Source organism: Paenibacillus sp. FSL L8-0641 (assembly GCF_038006265.1).
Classification (GTDB): domain Bacteria; phylum Bacillota; class Bacilli; order Paenibacillales; family Paenibacillaceae; genus Paenibacillus; species Paenibacillus polymyxa_D.
Genome location: NZ_JBBOUW010000001.1, coordinates 4,937,669 through 4,962,044 on the forward strand (window position 1 = coordinate 4,937,669; position 24,376 = coordinate 4,962,044).

The window sequence follows — 24,376 nt, forward strand, 5'->3', positions numbered from 1 at the left end:
CACGACGTCCATCCAGCGCTTCTTATACTTTTAAGAACTTGCGCATGGACAGGGTACTGCCAACAATTCCGACCAGCATCCCCAAAATAATCAGCAATGCACTCAACTGAATCCAAATGCCTTCAAGTGGCATAAGCTTCAACATATTCAGAGCTATATCGCCCTGAACGGCGGTCAGCAAACGCTGATATCCAGTAAATAAAATACCCACGGTAATCAGGGAACCAATGAGACCAATAAGCGCTCCTTCAATAAAAAACGGCCATCGTATAAAAAAGTTGGTCGCACCGACCAGCTTCATAATGCCAATCTCTCTTCGTCGTGCCAATATGGTCACGCGAATCGTATTCGAGATGAGGAACATGGACATGATCGCCAGTCCAGCGACGAATATAAAGCCTACATTACGAATGAGCTTCGTAATCGTAAAGAGCGTCTCTACGGTGCCTTTTCCATAACGAACCTTTAAAATCGGTTTCTCTGGATGCAACGTATTCAGCTTCTCAATCTTTTCGGCCACAAATGGAACCGTTGTTGGTTCAATAACCTCTACCACAATTTTGTCCGGCAGTGGATTGCTGTCCTTGTCAAAACCCTCCAGCAGCTCCTTGCCGCTGTCACCCAAATCTTTGCGCAGCTCTTCCAAACCCTGAGCTTTAGTCACAAAGGTCGTTTTGCTGATTTCTGGCATCGCCGCGATTTCCTTTTGCAGTGTTTCACGCATGTTTTGCTCTACATTCAGCTCCAGAAATACGTTAACCTCCACCTGACTATCTGCCTGATCAGCCAGGGAATTGACGTTGAGCACCAGCATGATAAATACGCCCAATATGAGCAGTGACACAATAATCGAGGTGACGGATGCCACGGACATCCAGCCATTGCGGAATATGTTTTTGAAACCTTCCCGCACATGACGTAAGAAGGTGTTAAAAGTCATATCCGTACTCCCCTCTTACCTGATCCCTTACGATGTTGCCATTTTCAATGGCAATCACGCGTTTACGCATAGAGTTCACGATGTCCTTATTGTGGGTCGCCATCACAATGGTCGTGCCTCGAAAATTAATTTCGTCCAGCAACTGCATGATCTCCCACGATGTTTCCGGGTCCAGATTTCCCGTAGGTTCATCGGCAATGATCACGGAAGGATTGTTTACGATGGCCCGTGCAATCGCTACACGCTGTTGCTCCCCACCGGAAAGCTGGGCAGGCTCACGATTCATTTTTGTTTTCAAGCCAACCAGTTCAAGCACTTCGGGTACCCGTTTGCGAATCAGCTTCTTGGGAGCTTCAATAACTTCCATAGCAAAAGCCACATTCTCATAAGCCGTCAAACGCGGCAAAAGCCGGAAATCCTGAAAAATGACTCCGATGTTACGACGAACGTAGGGAATTTTACGCTGCTTGAGCTTCCCGATATTAAAACCATTGACTGAAATTTGCCCCTTGGTAGGTACTTCTTCTCTATAAATAAGCTTCATAAAAGTCGATTTCCCCGCTCCAGACGGGCCGACTACGTATACAAATTCATTGCGGTCAATTCTGACCGATACTCCTTGAAGTGCGTGGGTTCCGTTAGTATAGGTCTTCCACACATCCTGCATTTCAATCACTCGATCACTTCCCGTTGCTTAATCATATTACGCATAACCTAATATCCATTCGACATATTCCATGCATTTCCTTTAAAAACTTCTCTATTTCATCATACCGTTTATCATTGTAACAAATTTGTTACCTAAATAGTACCGAAAGTTTTCTGCTTTTGGCACATATATATGAATATTATGGCACACGAGTACGCTATCAAGCTTATCAGACAGGAGACATCTGCATTATGAAAAAAATTCATTTATCTGTCATTTGGATATGGTCTGGTGTTCTGGCGCTAGCCATGTTGTGGGGAGGACTTCATCTGTACGCCGACAGACAAACACTGCCGGAGGGAGTGAGGGTCGGAGGAATTAACGTAGGAAGCATGGATCACACAGCCGCTCTTCGGCTGGTGGATAAAAAATTGGATGCATTGAAGCAACGTCCACTACTTCTGACGGACAGTGACAGCAGTGCACAGGATATAAAAATTACACTCGGGGAAGCAGGAATTCATTATAAAGCGGAGGCATTTCGGAATGCCGTGACGGCACTCAGCTCGGAGCATCTATGGACTCGTGTGCAGACACGTTTTAGCTTCGAGAAGGAATGGTCTATCACATCTTTCCGACAGGAGGAGATATTAAGGGCCCAATTCGGAGCCGATTGGGAGGAGCAACGATATGGCATGCCTATCAATGCTGTGCGACAGATTGACGGGAATGATCAGGTTCGTTATATTCCGGGGCGCTCTGCCCGACGCCTAGATTGGCCCAGATTGGACGCCGCACTAGATAAGGCGCTGCCCAAGGATTTTACCGCTTCGGAAGAGCCCGTACGAGTGGAATTACCTTTCCGTCAGCTGGAACCGAAAATTTCGGTGGACAGTCTACGTAACGAAGGGATTGAGCGCAAAATTGTCCAGTTCTCCACCAGTCTGGGCAGCAGCTCGGAAGGACGCGTGTACAACGTTAACTCAGCGGCAAGCACCGTTGATGGTTTAATTCTCAAGCCGGGTGACATTTTTGACTATGGCCAATTGATTGCCAAGGCTGAGCGCACTCATGGCTTTCGTGAAGCTCCAGTGATCGTGAACGGTCAGTTGGAGTCCGGTATAGGCGGGGGGATTTGTCAGGTATCCAGCACGGTGTATAATGCAGCGCTGCGAGTCGGTTTGGACATTGTTGAGCGCCGCAACCATTCCTTGCCGGTCAGCTATCTGCCCAAAGGTCAGGATGCGACTTTCGCTACGGGGTCCATTAATTTCCGTTTTAAAAACAATACAGGCAAGCATTTGTTACTTCGTGCGGCTGTCCAAAACCGAACACTTATTGTTAAATTTTTTGGTACATTTCCGTCCAATGTTTCGTATGAACTGGAATCCCATACGGTTCGCGTACTTCCCATACCGGAGAAGAGGCTGCGTAATGACTCACTTTCCCCTGGCTTCTATCAAGTACTTCGGCAGGGCAAAGAAGGGTATGTGGTAGAAACATTTCGGGTAAAAAAGGTAGACGGAAAAGCCGTAGATCGCACCCGAATCAGCCGCGATACGTATCGAGCGCAGCAACGCATTATAGCTAGTTATGGCGGTGGCACATCGTCTGAGCCACAAACACGTGAACCCGAGAAGTCTATTGTCGAGGATGGTATAAGCGAATAAACGAAAAATCCCCCTTCCATTGTCGGCTGGACTTGTTCCAGACAGAATGAAAGGGGGATTTTAGCTATAAATTACTCGCTGCGTTTACCCAAAACAGAAATTTCTACAGGCTCACTTTCGTTACCGTCTGCATCTTTAGCTTTGATTACCAGTCTAACCGTTGCTTTTTGAGTAAGCACACTGATACTAAATGTGCCATCATCTTTGGCTACTGCACTACCGATAGGCAGTTCGTTGGAATAGGCGGTTACTGTGGAACCTGCTTTAGCTGTCCCCGTAATTGTACTTTCTCCGTCATACACATCGTTGACTTTCAGTACTCCCGTAGTTGCAACTGTGTCTGTAGTGCTATCTGTAGTGCTATCTGTAGTCGTATCCGTAGTTGTGTCTGCATCTGTGTTGGTATCTATTGTTGTAGAGTTGTTCGTAGTCGTGCTATCTGTGCTGGTATTTGTGCTGCTATCTTCTGTTTCGCTGCCAGAAGTAGTCGACGTGTTACCATAAGTGGAATCTGTCACGTTGCTGTATGTGGAATCCGTTACCGTTCCACCAGGAGTCGTCGTCAGATTATCAACAGGGCTCAGGTTGTAGCCGGAAGCAGCGTCCAGAATAGCAATTGCCTCTGCACGAGTCAGCGACTTCAGTGGCTGAAATTTACCATCCGGATAACCGTTGATGATTTTTTGCTCCGCAGCTGCCGCTACACTTTTCTTTGCCCAAGATCCAATTTTGTCGGAGTCAATAAATTTAGTAACATCTGCTGCGTTACCCGCAGTGAGTCCAATAGCTTTGCCTACGATAGCCGCAGCCTCTTGACGTGTTACCTTACCATTTGGTTTGAGCTTGTTACCTGCATAGCCGCTTATGTAACCTGCATTCACGGCACTTGTCAGCTCGTTGTATGCCCAGTGAGAAGCTGGTACATCTGTGAACGTTCTGCCTCCATTACCGTTTACTTTTACACTGTCCGCATACGTTACGTCTGTCACAGCTGGAGTATCCTGCGTGAACGTACCCAAGCTGCGGTTCAGAAGAACAATAAATTCTGCACGTGTGATTGCCGCATCCGGTTTTACCGCGCCGTCCAATTGTCCTGTGGCTGACCAGCGTTGCACCTGATCTCCTGCCCAATGTCCATTTGTAGTTTGAGGAGCAGCTGCCGCTGCGCTGAATGCGCTAAGAATAAGACCTGTACTCAATACACCTGTAACTGTATTTCTTAACTTTTTTCCCATGCTATAAATTCCTCCTCTGATTGGATTCATCATTCTTTTTTAAACACTTTACCAGAAATCAAACCCAAATAACCCCCAAATTAAAAAAATCGTCCCATATAACCATACCCCCTCCTAATGTAGGATAAATAAGAAACGGGACTTAATACCTAGTCAATCACTTGGATATGTATATTTAGACAGGCTAAGGTATACTGAATGAATACTCAGTCATATGCTGAACACCGCAATGAGGTCACAAACCCCTAGGAAAAGAGGTCTTCTTATGGCTCTTATTCAATGTCAGTTTTATTCGGAAGTTCTTGGTCTGAGCACATCCATGAATGTTATTCTTCCTCAGGCAACCCGTTCACAAATTGGACTAGAGGGCAAGCAAGGAACCGGGCCACATCCGACGCTGTATTTGCTGCATGGCCTATCGGACGATGATTCAACCTGGTTGCGTCGAACCTCCATTGAACGCTATGTGGCCTCATTGGGCCTGGCTGTCGTTATGCCCCAAGTACATCGGAGTTTCTATACGAATATGGAGCAAGGAGCGGCTTATTGGAGCTTTATCAGTGAAGAATTGCCGGCTTTGGCACGTTCATTCTTTCCTCTATCCGACAAGCGTGAGGATAATTTTGTAGCCGGACTTTCTATGGGTGGATATGGTGCTTTCAAACTGGCACTCCAGCATCCAGAGCGGTTTGCAGCCGCTGCCAGTCTTTCGGGAGTCATGGATTTACACGCATCACGCACCGATCCTATGCAAAATGCGATGAGTCCAGCGGAATGGCTTAACATTTTGGGGCCAGATGAAATACGCGGAACAGATCACGACTTGCTAGAGTTGCTACAACGTCATGCTGCCTTGGGGACCTCACTCCCCCAACTCTACCAATGCTGCGGCACAGAGGATTTCCTCTATAAGGGAAATCAGGCTTTTCGTGAAACATGTAGTACCGTCGGGGTTCCGCTGACCTACGAAGAAGGTCCTGGAGCGCATGAATGGGGATACTGGGACGCGAAAATTCAGGATGTTCTGGCATGGCTACCGCTCAAAGAGCACTAAACAGGTTAAAAAAATCCCCGTAGCTTCTCTCATCGCACCATGGCGAAGGGATAGGCTCGGGGATTTATTATATGCACATTAGGGATTTGTTGTGGTCTCCGTTGATGGAGATTCTTTAGTTAGTGACTTAGGCAGTACTTTATACAGGCGCCACTCACCATTAAACTCACGTTCAAGCTGAACCCATGGGGCACCATGTTCATATAAGTTCGGATATACCATATTGATCTTACTCAGTGGCATGCCTGACATGATCTTAGGTACAAGGATATAATCCACATGGTGATCCTGCGGATAACTTAATGCCTTATTGAACGAATAATCGCTGGTGATCAGGAAGCGTTTAGGATGTTGGCTGTAAACAATCATGGTGTAGGCTGAAGCCGAATCGGTCATAATGGTAGACTTCGGCAGATGCTCATCCAACCAAACGGCAATCCTACGATCTGACTCCTGTCTCACATAGTTCACATTACCTGTCCGTGTGAGAAAGCTGTTCTCATCCGGTGCAATATCCGGGCGAGTCAACGCATAGGAAAGTAATCCAGCGGTAAGCAGCAGACTGACGGATACCAGGCCAAAGGCTGCCCTCCGCCATCGTCCCTGAAGCTGGCTCAACTCATAAGGCAACCAGGCTACGGTAATTGGGAATACATACATAAAATAACGAAACCATCCATACGAGGATTGCTTCATCATAAGTAAAAACTGCAATCCCGGCACTGATAGGAACAGCAGCAAAATAATCAGTGTTCCCCATCGGAACAAGCGTCCACTCAACAGACGAATGAACAGAATAGCAAACAACGGTACCGAATACCAAAGTGTTTTGGAAGCAATAAATTTCAAGGCCACCAGCGGATTGGAGAAAATCTCTACAAACTTATCATCATTCAGCAGCTCTGCCGATTGGGCCGTGTTCGAATACTCCGAATTCAGGAAGTAAAAAGCATTCCCCATAATGAGATAGTTAAAGAAAATCCACAACAGCCCGGAAAAGACCACGGGGAGCAGAAGCAGTAACCACGTTGCCTCGACCTTGTGCAGTTTTTCTCGCAAGGCCAGCTCGCGTCTGCCCATGTTTCGATGGAGAAACAAAACCGCCAAGACCACGCCACCTGCCATTGCCACGCCCAGAGGAACCGCTTCATAACGAGTCCAGAACGCCATGGCAAGCGCTAATCCAGAAACAATCAGACTTGCCGTCATGCGATCCTTGAGCCACAATGCAAACTCAATCACCGTCATCATAATGAAATATATGTATAGCGAATCACTCAGCCCATTGGCACCAAACAGTAAAATAAACGGATTCAGTGCATACAACAAAGCCAGCAGCAAGCTCATACTAGAGCTAAGCCCTGTTCTGACACCCGCCCGATATAGCAACATAGCGGTCAAAGCAGAAAAGGTAGCACTCAAAATAATAGCAGCCAATCCATAGGTGGCTAATGCCGGAAAGATTGGATACAGCAGTAGAATCACCATTTCCAGAAGACTGGGTAGTGGATTCCAGATAAATCCGATGGCGCCCAGATGCGGGTCGCGGCTGTACAGCACGTAAAATGCGTTAGCTACGCGACTGAGCGCGTCTGTGTGCATATATCCCAGAACATAGCTGAAATAGATGCCCGCAGAAAGTTCCAATGCAAGTATAAATACAAACAGACCTATAGCCATCCATCTGCTTGCAGACCATTTGCGAAAGGACATTCCTCTCGTTCCCCCTCAAACTTCTTGCGGTGATACAGCTGTAGCCCACTCACACCCTACAGCTGTATTCTTCCCTCCGCTACGATGCACTAAAATATAATAATTATTTCGATTCTTCATGCTCTATTTTGTACAGTCGCCACTGCCCGTCAAAGTCATGTACCAACGAGGCCCACGGCGCTCCCTTTTCGAATAAATCAGGATAGCTCCGGTTTACCTGATCCAGCGGTACCCCATCCACCAAGCGCGTGACCAAGACATAATCCACCTTGGAAGCAGGCAGATCTATTAAAGATTCCCCAAAATCATAATCACTCGTAATCATAAACTTCTTCGGAATTTTGCTGCTCAAAATGATCGGATAGGCGGCATAAGAATCTGTCAAAATAAGAGATGAACCATAATACTCATCCAGCCACGGCGCTATTTTCCGCTCAATAATTTGACGTTCGTAGCTTTCATTACCACTATGCGTCAAATAGCTGTGTTCATCTGCTGCAATCGCGGGGTTCGTCAGTGCGTAGGATAACAAGCCTGCTGTTACCAACATCCCTGCCGTTACCAGTGAGATTCCGATCTCCCGCATTTTCCCCTTCAACAGACTAAGCTCATACGGCAGCCAAGCAACCGTAATCGGGAATACATACATAAAATAGCGGAACCAGCCAAATGAAGAATGCTTAAACATCAGTAAAAGCTGAAGCCCGGGTACCGATAAAAAGATTGCTAATAGCGTAAGCGTGCTCCAACTCCACAGACGTTTGTCCAATAGGCGTATAAGCAAAATGGAAATTAACGGAGCCGCATACCATAAGGTTCGTTGCCCGACAAACTTTAGCATCAGCACAGGGTGAGCAAACATTTCTACAAAGCGCTGATCCTCTAACAAAGCCGCTGATTGTGTGGAATTGGAATATTGCGAGCGTAAAAAGTAAAGCGGGTCGCCCATGATAATCCAGTTAAAAAAGAGCCACAGCAAACCGGAAAAGACAAGCGGCAGCAACAATAGAAGCCATGTCGCTTCTACCTTGTACAGGCGCTCTTTTAAAGACAATTGCGTTCTAACGCTCTCTCTGTTTGTACGCCACCGATGCAGAAAAAAGATCGTCAGCAATACACCCAAAGCCATCGCAACGCCAAGCGGAACCGCTTCATAGCGCACCCAAAAAGCGAGTGCAAGTGCAAAACCGGATACGATCAAATTCGCCGCCTTGCGATCCTTCAACCACATACAAAATCGACTCACTGTCAACAGGATGAAAAAGATATATGGCGAGTCACTTAAGCCGTTGAAGCCAAACAGAAACATAAATGGATTCAGTGAAAATAATAGCGCAATCAGCAAGCTGGTTGCACCGTGAAGCCCCAACTGTTTGCCCGTCGCATACAATAATGCCGCGCTCGCCCCTGCAAACAGGCTGCTCACAATCACTGCCGCCAGCCCGTGGGAAGCGAGTACTGGAAATAAAGGATAAAACAACAGCACGATCAGTTCCATCAAACTGGGCAGCGGATTCCATACAAACCCGATAGCACCCAAGTGTGGATCACGACTGTATAGCACATAAAATGCATTAGCCACTCGACTAAGCGCATCGGTATGCATATAGCCAAGATGCCATGCAAAATACACACCCACCGCCAGTTCAAGAGCAGCAATAAAAACAAACAATGACAGCAATTTTCCGTGTTTTCTTAAAATCATGAAACCTCTTTCTGACGCTGTTGCGGAACGGAGAAGATCCAGTAGCGGTTCCAGAAATAATTATGAACAGGCACGATGATGGTAGTTAGTACTTCACCGATCAGATACGACCAACCGATCCAGTGAATGGTCACGTACATCAGGGCGGCATTTAAGAGTAAGCCACAGGTACAGACCAATAAATATTTAAGAAACTGGGTGCGGCTTCCCTCACCGGTAGGCTCGAACGTCCAGTTTCGGTTCAGCACATAGGAAACGAGCAGCGTAACCACGAATCCTATTGTAGTAGCCATTACTGCAGGTACCGTAAACAGCTCCACCAGCAGCACAAGTACACCAACATGGATACCTGTACCCAGCAGTCCTACAATACCGTATTTAATGATTGGATACTTTAGATATGAACGTCTGATCATGTTGATTAAACTCCCTGTCCACCCACAATCGGTCAGCATTCGCCCGTTTATCTGCTATCAGATAGCGAGGTCTAGCTTTGACTTCGTGATATATGGCGGCAATATATTCTCCTACTACTCCGATCGACAGCATGAGTACACTGCCGATAATCAAGAGCAGCAAAATGACAGTGGTAAAACCGGTCACAGCGTCACCCATTAATTTACGCATTAACGTCTGAATCCCCAATACGACTGAAATCAGCATAAAAATGAGGCCCATCAGACTTACAACCCGCAATGGTACTGTCGAAAACGAAACGATCGCTTCTGCTGCCAGTCGAGTCAGCCCTAACGGACTCCAGCGGCTTGGACCCTCTTCGCGTGGAGCCACTCGGAATGAAATCTGGGTTTTACGGAAACCGAGCCAGGCCGTCATTCCGCGAAAAAACGGCATCCGCTCTGGCATCGCCATCCAGGCATCCACCACTCGTCGATCCAGTAGCTTATAATCGGAGGCATCCTTGAGATTAAAGCCCGTCAAGCGGTTCAAGGTCGCGTAGAACAAAGAAGCTCCAAGCTTTTTGCCCACCGACTCTTCTCCCCGGAATTCTTTCACACATTCGACCAAATCATAACCTTCATTTTGCCATAAACGCACCATTTCTCCAATCATCTCAGGAGGGTGCTGCAAATCACCGTCCATGACAATGATTGCATCGCCAGAGGCATTTTCCAGACCTGCGCACAACGCCAGTTCCTTACCGAAGTTCCGACTCAACCGGAGCGCGAGCAAAGAGGGCATTCGATGGGATAATTCAGACAATTTAAGCCACGTATCGTCCTTGGAACCATCATCTACAATGATGAGTTCATAGCGTGAGGTGACAACAGACAGTACCCCATCAATCACCTTAAGCGAACGCTCAAGATGCGAGCTTTCATTGTACATGGGAATGACGACGGATAAAAAAGGTGTTTTTGTCTCCATTCTTGCTCCTTCTTTCTTCATATTCAGGAGGACTGTGCCGGGGTATCATCCAAGTCGTGCATATCGGTCAGACCATGTGTCGTCTTTTCCCAATAGAACGGCTTGGTAATGAGCTGCCAAGCTGCTTTCACCGCAGCTATACTCATTAGTACCCAATATAACGGCGAGAGTAGCCCATATTTGACCATCGCGTATGAAAATGTTCGTTCACCGCGCTCTTCCAGTTCCCCGATGACCCAATACATTCCGGCCACGTTACTGAATACGAACAGAAAGTTACCGATATAAAATTCCGCGCTGGCCAGGTAATACACATATCCCGGGAACAGCTTGGGAATAAAGGACAATTCCCAGCCAAACCATAAAATAAGCAAGCCCCAAAAAATCGGATTCAGCAACGGCAACATTGGAGTTGCCAAAATCATCACCTGAAAGCCGAAAAAACCTTTCCAGCCCACTTCGCGCACCAGCTTCACCGGATTGCGCATATGAACCAGCCACGTCTGCATATACCCCTTGATCCAGCGCGACCGCTGACGAATCCAGTTGCCCACGCGGCTGTTAGCTTCCTCCCATGTACGGGAATCGACAATAGCAGTTTTGTAGCCGCCTTTATACAGACGTATGCCCAGATCGGCATCCTCGGTTACATTATAGGGGTCCCACGCATTAATATCTTTCAATACAGATACCCGAAAATGATTGGATGTGCCACCTAAAGGAATTGGGGTATCTAACTGCATAATACCCGGCAGCAGTAGCTCGAACCACATACTGTATTCTTGAGTGAACCAGCGGGTCAGCAAATTTTGTGTACTATTAAAATAGTTGAGCTTCGCCTGAATACACGCATAATGCTCAGGGAGTGAATCGAACGCTGCAATGACCTTTTTAAGCTGATCAGCGTCGGGACGATCCTCAGCATCGTAAATCACGACAAACTCGCCACGTGCCCGAATAAGTCCATAATTACATGCCTTCGGCTTGGTTTTCGGCAAACCGTCTGGAACGACCAGTGTCGTGTAATAGGCCGGCAGCTTCATTTCCCGAAGTAGCTCGATCGTCTCAATGTCATCCTCTTCAATCAGCAGCCGCACGTCCAGCTTGGACTTGGGATAATCCAGCTGCTCCAAATTTCGCAACAACATCGGAAGCACGCCCGCTTCCTTATACATAGGTACAAGAATGGTATAGATCGGCAGTTTCTTTTCATCCATGGCGTCAACCTCTTCCTTCGTAAAACGAAGCTGCGCCCCACGCCGGGAACCAAGATAAATAATGCCAAATTTAAATAGCGTCATCGCAAAATAAAACAGCTGAATCATCATATTGATGATCAACACCGTTTTCCAACTGTTCCAGAAGAGACCGAGCAGTGTAATCATACCCATGGCTGCGAACACCCAAAGTTGTCCCTTTGTAAAAGTCGTCCGCGCCGAATTGTGCGGTTCTTTTTCCAACAGCCCGGTCGTGCTCTCCTGCATCATTTCTTCACCGTAGATTTTACCCCAGAGCTGCTCCATCTCTTCCTTCGTAGCAAGCACCTGCTCTACCGGCATACCCAGAATTTCCTCCAGCTTCAAGCGTCGCTCTTCTGGCAGCGGATCGCTGACCGCCACAATATATCGGTTCATATATTGATGGATAACGACCACGCCATAAGCCATTGCCACTTGCTCGGGTAGTTTGTACGCCGCATCCAGCGCGAGTTCCTCACCAATACGCCCGATCCGGTTCTGTGTAGCAATCGCGCGGTACAAATCCGCAGGTTCCAGCATTTGCAATGACAGCAAGATGTCGCCCAGCAGCCCGCCGCTCTTCGCCTGGAACTCCAGTGCGCGTTCCAGTTGTTCCGGCAATATATAACCGGAACGAACCAGCATATCGCCTAGGCGCTCCTTGGACTCGTCGCCGCCAACCTGTTCCTGTAGCTGCTCGGCTGTAATGAAGCCCATTTCTACAAGAATATCGCCCAGCCTACCACCGTAGCGCTTCTGGTTGCGGATGGCATCTGTCAGCTGATCGCGGGTGATCATCCCGTTCTCCACCAGTTGATCCCCCAGACGGGCCTTGCCGTTTCGGCCGCTCCGCGTTCCTGTTGCTGCCTCTTCGCCTTCCGTACCAGGGATACTGGAAGCAGTGACCATAGCAGCTCCTGCTGCTGTCTGTTCCTGGCCAGATGCATATTGGACTTGAGCCTCCTGCGCCTGTCCATCCTGTATCCCTTCATCCAGCAATTGTTCCACAGCTGCTGCTGTATCATTGGCGTTCCGTATAGCCTCGATACGAAGTTCTGTATCCTGAAGTCGCCGTTCCAACTCTTCGATATGAAAATCAAGCTTGTACAGCACCGGAGCCTGCTCTGCCCGCTGAGCCTCTAGCTGTTGTTGCAGTTGTTCGATTCGCTGACGCTCTTCTTTTATTCTTCTCTTGGTTTGGCGAATTGAAACTCCTCCAACCTGCCACCTAAGCTTGTCACCCATGAATTCCCGCCCTTTCAATCCAGCGCCGCTCTTCCGCAAGCGCATCTGCAAGCAGCTGCTTTAACTCCGCATCCCGCTGCTTTTTCCGTTCCAGCGCCGCGTGAAAAAGTTCCCGCTCCTCGCGCAGTAACTCCTCCGCTTGTATCCGTTCCTCATGCAATGAAGATATCAGTTGATCGGCTTCAGAAGCGCGATAACCGATCCAAGCGCTCTTTAACTGACGCGCCGTCCTTTTAGTTCTCATAATACCTCCCTGAATCATCCCGACTCTGCCTATTGCTACGTCACTACTTTAAAGCATATACATGCCGTTCTCCCAAAACCAAGACATACCTCTGTTCTCATTCAAGCCCTTCATTTACACATTTATGAAATTCACTTGACCAAAAGAGCCCCTAGTAACTTGACATTTATTTATTGAATATAGTTCTTGTCCTATTGAATTGGTAATTCAATGAAAAACTTAGTGCTATTCTACCATAATCACCGTAGACGTAGTATACAAAAATGTAAATTCTAGAAACTTTCACACTAGTGTAGTAATAGGTATTTAGAACTATGAATTAATGCCCCAAAAAACACAAAAGACACCGCGAACGGTGCCTTTGAAACTTAGATTGCTAATTCCTTAAAATTTGATTTTACACAGCATCCCGCTGCTATGCAAGAGAATAATATCTTTCTTTACTGATTATTTTTTTTGCTTGTGCCCTTCAAACCATGTTGATGTATTCGCCAGGAGCTGTTCACTGCGCCCAATAGCTGCCTGTACCTGCCCGGTAGCGGTTCCGCCATATACATTCCGTGCATTAACCACCGCTTCTGGTTGAAGTACCTCATAGATACGCTCGTCAAACAGATCCGAAAACTGCTGGAATTCGTCCAGTGTCAGATCAAGCAGGTATTTTCCATGCTGGATGCAATACAGTACGGTTTTGCCAATGACCTCATGCGCCTGACGGAACGGAAGCCCTTTGCCGACCAGGAAGTCCGCAATATCCGTTGCATTGGAGAAGTCCTGGTTGACCGCTTGACGCATGCGATCCTTGTTCACCTTCATCGTGGCGATCATCGGTGCGAACAGTTGCAAGGCTCCTTCCAGCGTGGCAACGGTATCGAACATCCCTTCCTTGTCCTCCTGCATATCCTTGTTGTATGCCAGCGGCAAGGATTTCAGTACAGTCAACAAGCCCACGAGGTTTCCATAGACACGTCCGGTTTTACCACGTACCAGCTCCGGTACGTCCGGGTTTTTCTTCTGCGGCATAATGCTGCTGCCTGTACAAAAAGCATCATCCAGCTCGACAAAACCAAACTCCGTGCTGCTCCATAGCACCAATTCTTCGCTCAGACGAGACAAATGCGTCATAATCAGCGAGGCGCCAGCCAGGAACTCTACGATAAAATCCCGATCGCTGACGGCATCGAGGCTATTTTCATATACGCCATCAAATCCCAGTTGCTCGGCTACAAAATGACGGTCGATCGGAAAAGTGGTCCCGGCCAAAGCACCCGCGCCAAGCGGCAACACGTTAATCCGCTTGTAGCTGTCTTTGAGTCGGTCAATATCACGCTCCAGCATAGACACATACGCCAGCAGATGATGTGCAAATAAAATAGGCTGCGCACGCTGCAAGTGTGTGTATCCAGGTACAATCGTGTCCAGATTATCCTTTGCTTGGCCGATTAATGCAGCTTGTACATCATGCAGCATACCCACCAGCGATACCACACGTCCACGCAAATACAAGTGCATATCCGTTGCTACCTGATCGTTACGGCTACGCCCAGTGTGTAGTTTACCCCCCACTGGACCAATAGCCTCGATTAGATTTTTTTCGATATTCATGTGAATATCCTCATCCGAAACGGAAAATTCAATTTCCCCACGGCGGATACGCTCCAGAACGGTGTGCAGTCCTTCCTTGATCGTGTCTGCATCCTCCTGCGGAATAATTCCACATTTTCCTAGCATGGCCACATGAGCCAAACTGCCTTGAATATCTTCTTCCGCCAACGCCTGATCAAACCCGATAGAAGCCGTATATTCCTCTACCAGCTTGTTCGTTTGCTTCGTAAACCGTCCGCCCCATAGCTTACTCATTGCATGATCCCCTCTCTGCAATACAAGCCGCCCTCGTCGTTTGGACAAGAACGGCCCGCATCCCGTACATTTTTTAGGTTACATCATTATTTATGATTTTGTGTTACACCCGCATTGACCTTCAAACGCAGAGCATTCAAGCGGATAAAGCCTGTTGCATCGCCTTGATCGTAGGCTTGTGTCGGATCGGCTTCCATGGTCGCAATGTCCGGATTGTACAAGCTAACCGGACTTTTAACGCCTGCGCCGATAATGTTGCCTTTGTACAGCTTCACGCGCACGGTACCACTAACATTTTTCTGACTCTCATGAACCAGAGCCTGCAAAGCGACACGTTCCGGTGCGAACCAAAAACCGTTGTAAACCAAGGTAGCATAACGGGTAATCAGACTATCACGCAGATTCATAACCTCGCGATCCATCGTGATGGATTCCATTTTGCGGTGAGCTGTGAACAGGATCGTACCGCCCGGCGTCTCATAGACTCCCCGACTTTTCATACCAACAAAACGGTTTTCCACCATATCCACGCGTCCGATACCATGCTTGCCGCCGAGCTCATTCAGTTTTTCCATCACTTGCAATGGACTAAGCTGTTCTCCGTTCAAAGCGATGCAGTTACCTGCTTCAAATTCCAACTCCAAATATTCTGCTTCATCAGGAGCGTCCTCAGGCGCGTTACTGAGCAAGAACATTTCTTTATTTTCAGGAGCACTTGGATCAAACCAAGGGTCCTCCAGCACGCCGCTTTCATAGCTGATATGCAGCAGATTACGGTCCATGGAGTATGGCTTGGCTGCAGAAGCAGTTACCGGAATGTCGTGTTTTTCCGCATAGGCAATCATTTCTGCACGGCCCGGGAACTGATTGCGGAACTCTTCCAGCCGCCAAGGTGCAATCACCTTGATATCCGGCGTCAACGCCGCCGCGTTCAGCTCGAAGCGTACCTGATCGTTACCTTTGCCTGTTGCCCCGTGAGCAATGGCTGTTGCTCCCTCGGCAATCGCAATATCGACCATCCGCTTAGCGATCAATGGACGTGCAATACTCGTTCCGAGCAAATATTGTCCTTCATATAAGGCACCCGCCTGAAACATCGGATAGATAAAATCCTTGGCGAATTCATCACGCAGATCATCAATGTACACTTTGGAAGCCCCTGTAGCGAGTGCTTTTTCCTCCAAACCGTCCAGTTCTTCTTTTTGACCAATATCTGCGGTGAAAGCGATGATTTCAGCATCATAAGTTTCTTTGAGCCATTTCAGAATAACCGACGTATCCAGACCGCCGGAATATGCGAGTACGATTTTTTCTTTTGCCATTGTTAAAGTCCTCCCCGAATGCTTCTAGCCTTTATCTTCTTTACCTATCAATACCTATCAATCTTATGCCATTAAAGCAACTAACAGCGCTTTTTGCGCATGCAGACGATTTTCTGCTTCATCAAAGATGACCGAATTCGGACCATCGATTACGCCTGCGCTCACTTCTTCCCCACGATGCGCAGGGAGACAATGCAGGAATAAATAATCCGGCTTTGCCAGCTTGACCAGCTCTTCATTCACCTGAAAGTCGGCAAAAGCAAGCTCCCGCTCCTTCTGCTCTTCCTCAAACCCCATGCTCGCCCACACATCTGTGTAGATCGCATCCGCATCTTGTACTGCTTCCTGCGGACTTTGGGTTATAACGATCTCACTACCTGTCTGTTTGGCAATTTCACGGGAAGCTGCGACCACACTCGGGTTAGGCTCGTATCCAGCTGGACTTGCAATGGAGACATGCACTCCGAGCTTCGCTCCACCAATCAAGAGAGAATGCGCCATATTGTTGCCGTCTCCGATATAAGCCAATTTGAGCCCTTTTAGCTTGCCCTTTTGCTCATACAAGGTTTGATAATCTGCTAGCACTTGGCACGGATGCGCCAAATCACTCAATCCATTGATCACAGGAATGGACGCATAACGTGCCAACTCTACCACATTATCGTGTCCAAAGGTACGAATCATAATGCCATCCAGATAACGTGACATGACTTGGGCCATGTCGCTAATCGGTTCGCCGCGTCCCAGTTGAATGTCATTTTTGCTGAGGAAAAGGGCATGCCCACCCAATTGATACATACCGACTTCGAAAGATACCCGTGTGCGGGTAGAGGATTTCTCGAAAATCAGTCCGAGCGTTTTCCCTTTTAGCGGCTGATAGGTTTCCCCGTTTTTATGCTTACGCTTAATTTCAACAGCGAGATCAATTAAATACTGGATTTCCTCTGGCGAGTAATCGTCCAGCTCCAGGAAGTCCCGTCCTTTCAAATTCATCTGCTGCAGTGCGCCGCCCTGGCTCATGCTATCGTCTCCTTTTACACTCTAGTCTGGGATGATTTGATCTTTACACTAAGCCACATGCTCCCGAATCAATTCAGCAATCCATGTTACAGCCTGATCTATTTCGTTTTTCGTTACATACAAGTTAGGCAACAGGCGAATCACATTCGGTCCTGCTGTAATGAACAGAATGCCCTTCTTCTGTCCTGCCAAAACAAGCTCCGCTACCGGCTCTGCACACTCAATGCCGACCATCAAACCTTTTCCACGGATATCCTTTACAAAAGGACTATCTCCAAGCTGCTTTTGCAGGCTATGGAAGAGGTAATCTCCCATCTCTGCTGCACGTTCTGGCAGCTTGTCATCAATAATCGTTTCAATAGTAGCTTGAACCGCCGCCATAGCAAGTGGCGTACCTCCAAAGGTAGAACCATGACTGCCCGCTGTGAACGCTTCACGCAAATATCCTTTGCCTAGCATCGCACCCACAGAGAAACCACTGCCCAGTCCTTTCGCCAATGTAAAGATATCTGGCTCTATACCATAATGCTCAAAGGAAAACAGCTTGCCCGTCCGTCCCATACCTGTTTGCACTTCGTCAATGATCAGCAGCAAACCATGCTCGCGGCATAGCTTGGTGATCACGTCTACGAAAGCAGGGTCTACCGGATACATGCCGCCTTCGGCCTGCACCATTTCCAGCATAATTGCCGCCGTATTCTCACTGATGGCTGCTTCAAGCGCCGTCTGATCATGAAGCGGAACGCTTTTGAATCCGGCGGGAAGCGGTAAAAAGCCTTCTTTCACTTTGTCCTGACCCGTAGCGGTCAAGGTTGCCAGCGTCCGTCCGTGAAAGGATTGCGTGAACGTAATGATTTCGTAGCGACCGGTCTGCTTTACCTTCTGGTGGTAACGACGCGCCAGCTTAATTGCAGCTTCGTTCGCTTCGGCCCCGCTGTTGCAGAAGAACACGGCATCTGCGCTGCTATGGGCTGTCAGCAAGGCAGCTGCCCGTTCCTGCCCCGGTATATGAAACAGATTGGATACATGCCACAATTCATCGATCTGTTTTTTCAATCGTTCAGCTACTGCTTGAGGCGCATGGCCCAAATTAGTAACGGCGATGCCTGACATGAAATCCAGATAACGCTTGCCCTGATCGTCCCACAGCCAGCTTCCTTGCCCTTTCACCAGTGTAAGCGGGTATCTTGCGTAGTTTGGAAAAAGAGAGCTATTTGTCTGCGCTTTTGCTGACACCTTTTCCGTTTGCACTTCGCTTCCATCCGTACTTGGCATTTCCTCGCTCACCAGCGTATTCGGTTCCTTACTCATTATGTTCACGCTCCTTTATCGTTTGGTTATATAGGTCGAGCTATATATTACAATTACTGCATACGCACAATGCGTGTTCCAATCGATTCTCCGCCTAGCACACGACTTAGTACCTGCGGTTCGCTACCGTTCACAATGACGACTTCCTTCACTTTGCCGTGGATACAGGCAATAGCCGCTCTCACTTTCGGGATCATACCCCCATATATTTCACCTGTGCTGATCATATCCTCAATTTCCTGTACGGTGATAGAGTCCAGCACTTTCTTTTCTCCGCCATACTTCTTCAATATGCCTGGTACATCTGTAACGACGATCATCCGACTGACCCCCAGATGAGAGGCTACCGCACCCGCCGCCGTATCCGCATTAATGTTGTAACGCTGACCCGATCGATCAATCCCGATGGGGGCAATAACAGGCATATAGTCCATATCCAGGACACCTGTAATAATCGAGGCTTGAACAGATGTTACCTCTCCGACCCAACCGACCTCAGCAGCATTCGACACAGGCTTGGCTTCGATTAAATAACCATCACTACCTGACAACCCCAACGCTCGGCCCCCATGCAGTCCTATTCTACGTACAATCTGCTTGTTAATGCTACCCGCCAGTACCATCTCCACGACATCCAGCACGGGTTCGGTCGTTTTGCGTAATCCATGAATGAACTCTGTTTCGATCCCCAGCTTCGCCAAGTTGTCGGAGATCGCAGGGCCACCGCCATGTACAATGACAGGTTGAAGACCTTCCGACTGCAAACGCGCCAAATCTTCAAAAAAGGAATCAGGTAACGCAGCCAGCGTACTTCCTCCGCATTTCATCACAAAATTACGACGTGCCACTCCCGCATGATTCGCTTGATCCGCGTGTTCCACTGCCGATTGCATATCATCTCTCCTTTTCTTCTCCGCATATCCGTGCAATTTTTAAATGATGCTGGACTTATATCCGCTCTTTGCTTCTATTAACTACTATCCTTATTCAATCCGTATTTTATTCGGGTATCTATGTCCGATAAGCTGCGTTAATCCGCACATAATCATAGGTTAGGTCACAGCCCCATGCTGTAGCGGTTCCGTCTCCGTGATGCAAATCAACAATAATTTGCACCGTATCTCCCCGCAAATAGGCTAGCGCCTCTTCTTCATCAAAAGCGACCGGACTTGATTGGCTTAGCACAACAATATCACCCAAGCGAATATCTACCGTTTCTGGATTAACTGGCTCTCCAGCACGCCCTACGGCCGCAATAATCCGTCCCCAATTCGCATCTGCTCCGAAGACGGCTGACTTGACCAGACTAGACCCAACCACCGTCTTGGCTATCGCTTGAGCGGACGCATCGCTTACCGCTCCGCTTACAGACACCTCTACTAGCTTCGTAGCACCCTCTCCATCGCGAGCAATTGCCTTCGCCAGTTCTCGGCAGATATAGGTGAACGCCTCGGCAAAAGCGTCCCAATCGGGATGCCCTACGTGCAGTTCACGGTTGCCAGCCAGCCCACTTGCCATAGCAATCAGCATATCGTTCGTGCTCGTATCCCCATCCACCGTAATCATATTAAAGCTGGTATCCGTTGCCTGCTTTAATAGTTGATGAAGCGCCGTCTGTCCGATTACTGCATCACAGGTCATAAAAGCGAGCATCGTTGCCATATTCGGATGTATCATGCCCGATCCCTTGGCCGCCCCGGCGATGTGCACGGTCACACCGTCCACTTCAACCGCCACACATGCTTCCTTTTTAACCAAGTCCGTTGTCAGAATGGCTTGGGTAAATTGCTCTGCTCCATCGTTTGCCCCGTTCATACGGTCAGGTAAGGAGGATATACCTTCAAGCACACAATCCATTTTCAAATGCTCGCCGATCACGCCTGTCGAGGCGACGGCTACATTGCTCTCAGCAACACCCAGTTCATGAGCCGCAGCCGAACGCATAGCGTAGGCATCCTGCTCTCCTTGTTGTCCCGTGCAGGCATTGGCGTTTCCGCTGTTCACCACTACTGCCTGCAATCGACCATCTGCCAAGCTCTCGCGGGTCACCTTCAGCGGTGCAGCCTGAAACACATTGGTGGTGTACACCGCAGCAGCTGTCGCTTCTACCTCGCAACGAATCGCGCCCATATCGTTGCGGTTCGAATTTTTTAGCCCGCAGTGTAATCCTCCGGCTGTAAAACCACGCGGAGTTACGATGTTACCCCCGTTCACTACTGTAAACTCTACTTTGCCCATAATTATGTGCCCTCGTTCGCAACATATTCGATGAATGACAGCTGTTTGTATTCCAAATTCCCGCTCGCTGCCGTTATCCGTATCCATGTTGCAGTTACTTGCTACTTACGGATATACCGGTATGAAGCCTAGCCCGAGGTTCTCCTCCCATCCCATCATCAAATTTAAATTCTGAATCGCCTGCCCAGCGGCACCCTTCACAACATTATCAATGACAGAAATAATCGTAAGACGCCCGGTTCGGGCATCTGCTGCAAAACCGATGTCACAGTAATTCGAACCCATTACTTCCTTCGTTGCTGGCCATATACCTTCGCCACGTACACGGACAAAAGGATGGCCTTTATAATAATCCCGGTATAACCCGATAAGATCTTGATCTGTATGATCACCCTTCAGCGTGACATAAATCGTGCTCATAATTCCTCGGGTCATGGGAACAAGTTGTGTTGTAAACGTAATCGTAACGTCCTCGCCCACAATATCACCCAGTACCTGTTCGATCTCAGGGATGTGCTGGTGCTTATTCACCTTATAAGCCTTAAAATTCTCGTTCATTTCCGCATAGTGCGAAACGAGGCTTGTTCCCCTACCCGAGCCGGATACACCGGATTTGGCATCCACAATCAGCGACCGATGGTCGATCCAATCCGCTTTCAGCGCAGGAATAATCCCCAGTAATGTTGCAGTCGGATAACAGCCTGGATTTGAAATAAAAGAAACGCCCGCCAGCTTTTCTGCATACACCTCACTGAGTCCGTATACCGCTTGCTTGAGATATTCGGGTGAAGCCGCAGGCTTTTTATACCAAGCTTCATACATTTCCCCGCTTCGAAGCCTAAAGTCCCCGGAAAGATCAATGACCTTCAGTCCGACATCAAGAAGCTGCGGCACTAACTTGGTACTAACGCCCGATGGCGTAGCAGTGAAAACCAGATCGGCCTTAGCAGCAATTTCGTGGACTTCGACACCGTCCAAATCCTGCACCACAATGTCCGTCAGATGTGGAAATCCGTCACTGATTGGGACACCCGCGCTGGACGAAGAAATAACAGATACAATCTCTACTTGCGGATGATGAACCAAAAAACGAATCAGCTCCACCCCGCCATACCCGGTGGAACCGACAATTGCCACTTTTAACTTGCTGCTCACAGACCTTCCTCCATTCCGTTCGTATGAAATATGTATTATTATACGACTCTATTTATATAAATACAACACCTCATGTCATGTTATTCCCCCTAATTTAAAATATGCGCTCTTGTCTATTCTTTTGACCGACAAGCTGTACGAGCTATAATAAAGGAAATAAAAAATAGACAGCGAACTTCTTGAATACAGCTTGCCATTTTGCATAAAGAATAAGGGGGATATTCCCTTTAAATGATCTCACTTATTGGAGTTCATCTCGATTGGTCATTTGCTGCACTTTATGGACTTGTTGAACATGAAGGGAGTACATGTAGCACTCATACAAGAGGAAATCACATGGGCTGCATCTAGTGAATCTGCTCAGAGGAACCTCTGAAGCAGATAATTGGGGTCGAAAATAAACCTATACGTTAGGGGTGTTACACATCGAAACATATACAGCGAATATCGTTATAGATGCAAAAGCAAAGTTAGGTGAGGGTCCCAGCTGGGATCAGCGGTTTCAACGTTTATTTTGGGTCGATATTAAAGGCTTTCAATTGCATATCTACGATCCTTTTACATACACAGATCGTACAATAAATGTTGGTGAACATATTGGTGCAGTTGTACCTTATCTCAAAAATAAAGTGATCGTAGCGCTGATTAGCGGTCTATATTGTTTGGATATTGAGACAGGGGCCAAAGTATTAATTCATGACCCTGAGGAAGGTAGACTAGGTAATCGTTTTAATGATGGAAAATGCGATCCTGCCGGACGTTTTTTAGCAGGAACCATGAGTCTAAATGGCGAACATGCGCAAGGAGCATTGTATAGTCTGAGCACAAAAGGCAAGGTCTCCTTACTGGTTGATAAAGCTTCCATATCTAATGGATTAGCCTGGAGCGCAGATCATCGTACAATGTATTACATTGATACTCCAACATTGGAGGTCGTCTCCTTTGATTACGATGTGGCACAAGGCACTATTAGGAATAAGCAACTGGTGGCTAGATTGGATGAAAGTGAAGGGTATCCAGATGGCATGACAATCGATGCAGAGGGCATGTTGTGGGTCGCGAGATGGGGTGGTAAACGTGTCTCCCGTATCCATCCTGCTCATGGAGAAGTAATTGCTGAGGTATCACTTCCCGTCAATTGTGTGACTTCGTGCGCTTTTGGCGGTGAACAGCTGGATGAGTTATATATTACGACTGCTCAAGATGATGATAGTGCCGATCAACCCTTAGCAGGCGGCCTATTTATGGTCAAGACAGGGGTAAAAGGAACGCCTACCTCGTATTTTAATCAAGGACAAACGGCAAATTGGCTTGAACGATTGGTAAAATGAATCTAGTAAAGCATGCTGAAGAGAGAAGAGCCTACTATATTAGTGGGCTCTCCTGCATGGATTCAGTTAAGAGCATGCCTCCAGAAGGCCCTCTTTGTTTCAGCTTTCCTTCTTAAACCCTTCACCCAATACCTCACGAGTATTACTTATTATCACAAAAGCTTCCGGGTCTACCAAGCGGACGAGCGTTTTAAGGCGAGTTACCTCGTTTTGTCCGACTACAACCATAAGCACAGGACGTTCTTCGTTCGTGTAACCGCCCCGTCCTGCCAGCTCTGTCAATCCTCGGTCCAAATCCTGCAAAATAGCCTGCGTGATCGTTTCTTTCTGATTGGATATGATGTAAGCCACTTTGGAGTAGCCCAATCCCATTTCCACGGCATCAATGACCTTGCCCGTTACAAACAAGCCGATCAACGCGTACAACGCCCGTTCTGGCGAGAGGGTAAAACCAGCCAGTGTAATCACCGTGCCATCCATCAACATGACACAGAGAGAAAGACTAAAACCCGTATATTTTTGAATAATCTGCGCCAAAATAGCCAGTCCACCCGTCGAGCCCCTGCCCCGAAACACGGTACCCAAACCCAACCCTACTCCGATTCCACCATATAGCGAAGCCAGCAACGGATTGGTTGTCGGAACTGCCCAGTCCTTCGTAACATAAACGAATAGCGGCAGCATAATACTTCCCAGCAAAGAACGCAAACCGTATTTTTTCCCTAACAGCAGGACCCCTGCTATAAATAACGGAATATTCATTCCCCACTGCGTATAGGCTGGTTCCAGGCCAAACAGCTCCTCGCCCAAGATAGACAAGCCCGATACCCCCCCGGATGCAATCCGGTTTGGGAGCAAGAACATGTTAAAGGTCAGCGCTGTAATGAAAGAGCCGAGTATAATCAGCAAAATATCGGTCACGTTGCGTGCGGGTCCGCTGGCGGCAATCAGAGGCTTGCGTCGTCTTCGGCGAGCAGCGGGAGGATTCAATTGAGGCATCATTCGTGTTCTCCTTTAATTAAAAAATACCGTTACACAAAAATTCCTACAGTCTGCAGGC

The 24,376-nt window shown here is 47.9% G+C and carries 20 protein-coding genes; 3 read left to right on the forward strand and 17 right to left on the reverse strand.

What is annotated here, in order from left to right:
* Window positions 1–22: 22 nt before the first annotated feature.
* Both ftsX and ftsE read right to left on the reverse strand, forming a co-directional pair.
* Window positions 23–940, reverse strand: a complete 918-nt coding sequence (gene ftsX, locus MKY16_RS22315) for a permease-like cell division protein FtsX (RefSeq protein ID WP_013312238.1) — start codon at window positions 938–940, stop codon at window positions 23–25.
* Window positions 930–1,616: a cell division ATP-binding protein FtsE gene (gene ftsE, locus MKY16_RS22320; protein ID WP_023990620.1), complete on the reverse strand. Its 687-nt coding sequence runs from the start codon at window positions 1,614–1,616 to the stop codon at window positions 930–932. The genes ftsX and ftsE overlap by 11 nt, the downstream gene beginning before the upstream one ends.
* Before the next feature lie 224 nt (window positions 1,617–1,840).
* Here ftsE and MKY16_RS22325 point away from each other — a divergent pair, with 224 nt between their 5' ends.
* Window positions 1,841–3,259, forward strand: coding sequence for a VanW family protein (locus tag MKY16_RS22325; RefSeq protein WP_069010687.1), 1,419 nt, complete (start codon window positions 1,841–1,843; stop codon window positions 3,257–3,259).
* A 71-nt stretch (window positions 3,260–3,330) separates the two neighbouring features.
* Here MKY16_RS22325 and MKY16_RS22330 read toward each other — a convergent pair whose 3' ends face one another.
* Complete coding sequence (locus tag MKY16_RS22330) at window positions 3,331–4,494, reverse strand: S-layer homology domain-containing protein (RefSeq protein ID WP_340957046.1); 1,164 nt, start codon at window positions 4,492–4,494, stop codon at window positions 3,331–3,333.
* A 265-nt stretch (window positions 4,495–4,759) separates the two neighbouring features.
* On the opposite strand from MKY16_RS22330, the gene MKY16_RS22335 reads away from it, so the two are divergent.
* Complete coding sequence (locus MKY16_RS22335; protein ID WP_340957048.1) at window positions 4,760–5,548, forward strand: alpha/beta hydrolase; 789 nt, start codon at window positions 4,760–4,762, stop codon at window positions 5,546–5,548.
* A gap of 78 nt (window positions 5,549–5,626) precedes the next feature.
* Here MKY16_RS22335 and MKY16_RS22340 read toward each other — a convergent pair whose 3' ends face one another.
* From MKY16_RS22340 to argC, 13 genes are all read right to left on the reverse strand, one after another.
* Window positions 5,627–7,261 carry a glycosyltransferase family 39 protein gene (locus tag MKY16_RS22340; protein WP_340957049.1) on the reverse strand — a complete coding sequence of 545 codons (1,635 nt, stop codon included), beginning with the start codon at window positions 7,259–7,261 and terminating at the stop codon, window positions 5,627–5,629.
* A 103-nt stretch (window positions 7,262–7,364) separates the two neighbouring features.
* On the reverse strand, window positions 7,365–8,966 hold the full coding sequence (locus MKY16_RS22345; protein WP_340957050.1) for an ArnT family glycosyltransferase: 1,602 nt from the start codon (window positions 8,964–8,966) through the stop codon (window positions 7,365–7,367).
* The gene (locus MKY16_RS22350; RefSeq protein WP_029514556.1) at window positions 8,963–9,382 is read right to left on the reverse strand and encodes a GtrA family protein; all 420 of its coding nucleotides are present in this window, start codon (window positions 9,380–9,382) and stop codon (window positions 8,963–8,965) included. The genes MKY16_RS22345 and MKY16_RS22350 overlap by 4 nt, the downstream gene beginning before the upstream one ends.
* A complete protein-coding gene (locus MKY16_RS22355; protein ID WP_029514557.1) occupies window positions 9,345–10,352 on the reverse strand; it encodes a glycosyltransferase family 2 protein in 1,008 nt (335 codons plus the stop codon). Before MKY16_RS22355 ends, MKY16_RS22350 begins: the two co-directional genes overlap by 38 nt.
* 23 nt (window positions 10,353–10,375) lie before the next feature.
* On the reverse strand, window positions 10,376–12,835 hold the full coding sequence (locus tag MKY16_RS22360; RefSeq protein ID WP_069010682.1) for a glycosyltransferase family 2 protein: 2,460 nt from the start codon (window positions 12,833–12,835) through the stop codon (window positions 10,376–10,378).
* Entirely contained in the window at window positions 12,828–13,079 is a 252-nt protein-coding gene (locus MKY16_RS22365; protein ID WP_029514559.1) for a hypothetical protein, read from the reverse strand. Before MKY16_RS22365 ends, MKY16_RS22360 begins: the two co-directional genes overlap by 8 nt.
* A gap of 447 nt (window positions 13,080–13,526) precedes the next feature.
* Complete coding sequence (gene argH / locus MKY16_RS22370) at window positions 13,527–14,939, reverse strand: argininosuccinate lyase (protein ID WP_340886555.1); 1,413 nt, start codon at window positions 14,937–14,939, stop codon at window positions 13,527–13,529.
* 86 nt (window positions 14,940–15,025) lie between these two features.
* Window positions 15,026–16,261 (reverse strand): argininosuccinate synthase, encoded by a 1,236-nt coding sequence (locus MKY16_RS22375; protein WP_069010680.1) that lies wholly within the window; start codon window positions 16,259–16,261, stop codon window positions 15,026–15,028.
* A gap of 63 nt (window positions 16,262–16,324) precedes the next feature.
* The gene (gene argF, locus MKY16_RS22380) at window positions 16,325–17,281 is read right to left on the reverse strand and encodes an ornithine carbamoyltransferase (RefSeq protein ID WP_340957051.1); all 957 of its coding nucleotides are present in this window, start codon (window positions 17,279–17,281) and stop codon (window positions 16,325–16,327) included.
* A 48-nt stretch (window positions 17,282–17,329) separates the two neighbouring features.
* Entirely contained in the window at window positions 17,330–18,592 is a 1,263-nt protein-coding gene (locus MKY16_RS22385) for an acetylornithine transaminase (RefSeq protein ID WP_318627922.1), read from the reverse strand.
* Between the two features lie 53 nt (window positions 18,593–18,645).
* Complete coding sequence (gene argB / locus MKY16_RS22390) at window positions 18,646–19,485, reverse strand: acetylglutamate kinase (protein WP_029514564.1); 840 nt, start codon at window positions 19,483–19,485, stop codon at window positions 18,646–18,648.
* A gap of 118 nt (window positions 19,486–19,603) precedes the next feature.
* The gene (argJ, locus tag MKY16_RS22395; protein WP_069010676.1) at window positions 19,604–20,830 is read right to left on the reverse strand and encodes a bifunctional glutamate N-acetyltransferase/amino-acid acetyltransferase ArgJ; all 1,227 of its coding nucleotides are present in this window, start codon (window positions 20,828–20,830) and stop codon (window positions 19,604–19,606) included.
* A gap of 105 nt (window positions 20,831–20,935) precedes the next feature.
* Complete coding sequence (argC, locus tag MKY16_RS22400) at window positions 20,936–21,985, reverse strand: N-acetyl-gamma-glutamyl-phosphate reductase (RefSeq protein ID WP_340933372.1); 1,050 nt, start codon at window positions 21,983–21,985, stop codon at window positions 20,936–20,938.
* 416 nt (window positions 21,986–22,401) lie between these two features.
* On the opposite strand from argC, the gene MKY16_RS22405 reads away from it, so the two are divergent.
* Window positions 22,402–23,316 (forward strand): SMP-30/gluconolactonase/LRE family protein, encoded by a 915-nt coding sequence (locus MKY16_RS22405; protein ID WP_340957052.1) that lies wholly within the window; start codon window positions 22,402–22,404, stop codon window positions 23,314–23,316.
* Between the two features lie 99 nt (window positions 23,317–23,415).
* Here the strand turns inward: MKY16_RS22405 and MKY16_RS22410 are convergent, their stop codons facing one another.
* Window positions 23,416–24,315 (reverse strand): YitT family protein, encoded by a 900-nt coding sequence (locus MKY16_RS22410; protein WP_069010671.1) that lies wholly within the window; start codon window positions 24,313–24,315, stop codon window positions 23,416–23,418.
* Window positions 24,316–24,376: the final 61 nt, after the last annotated feature.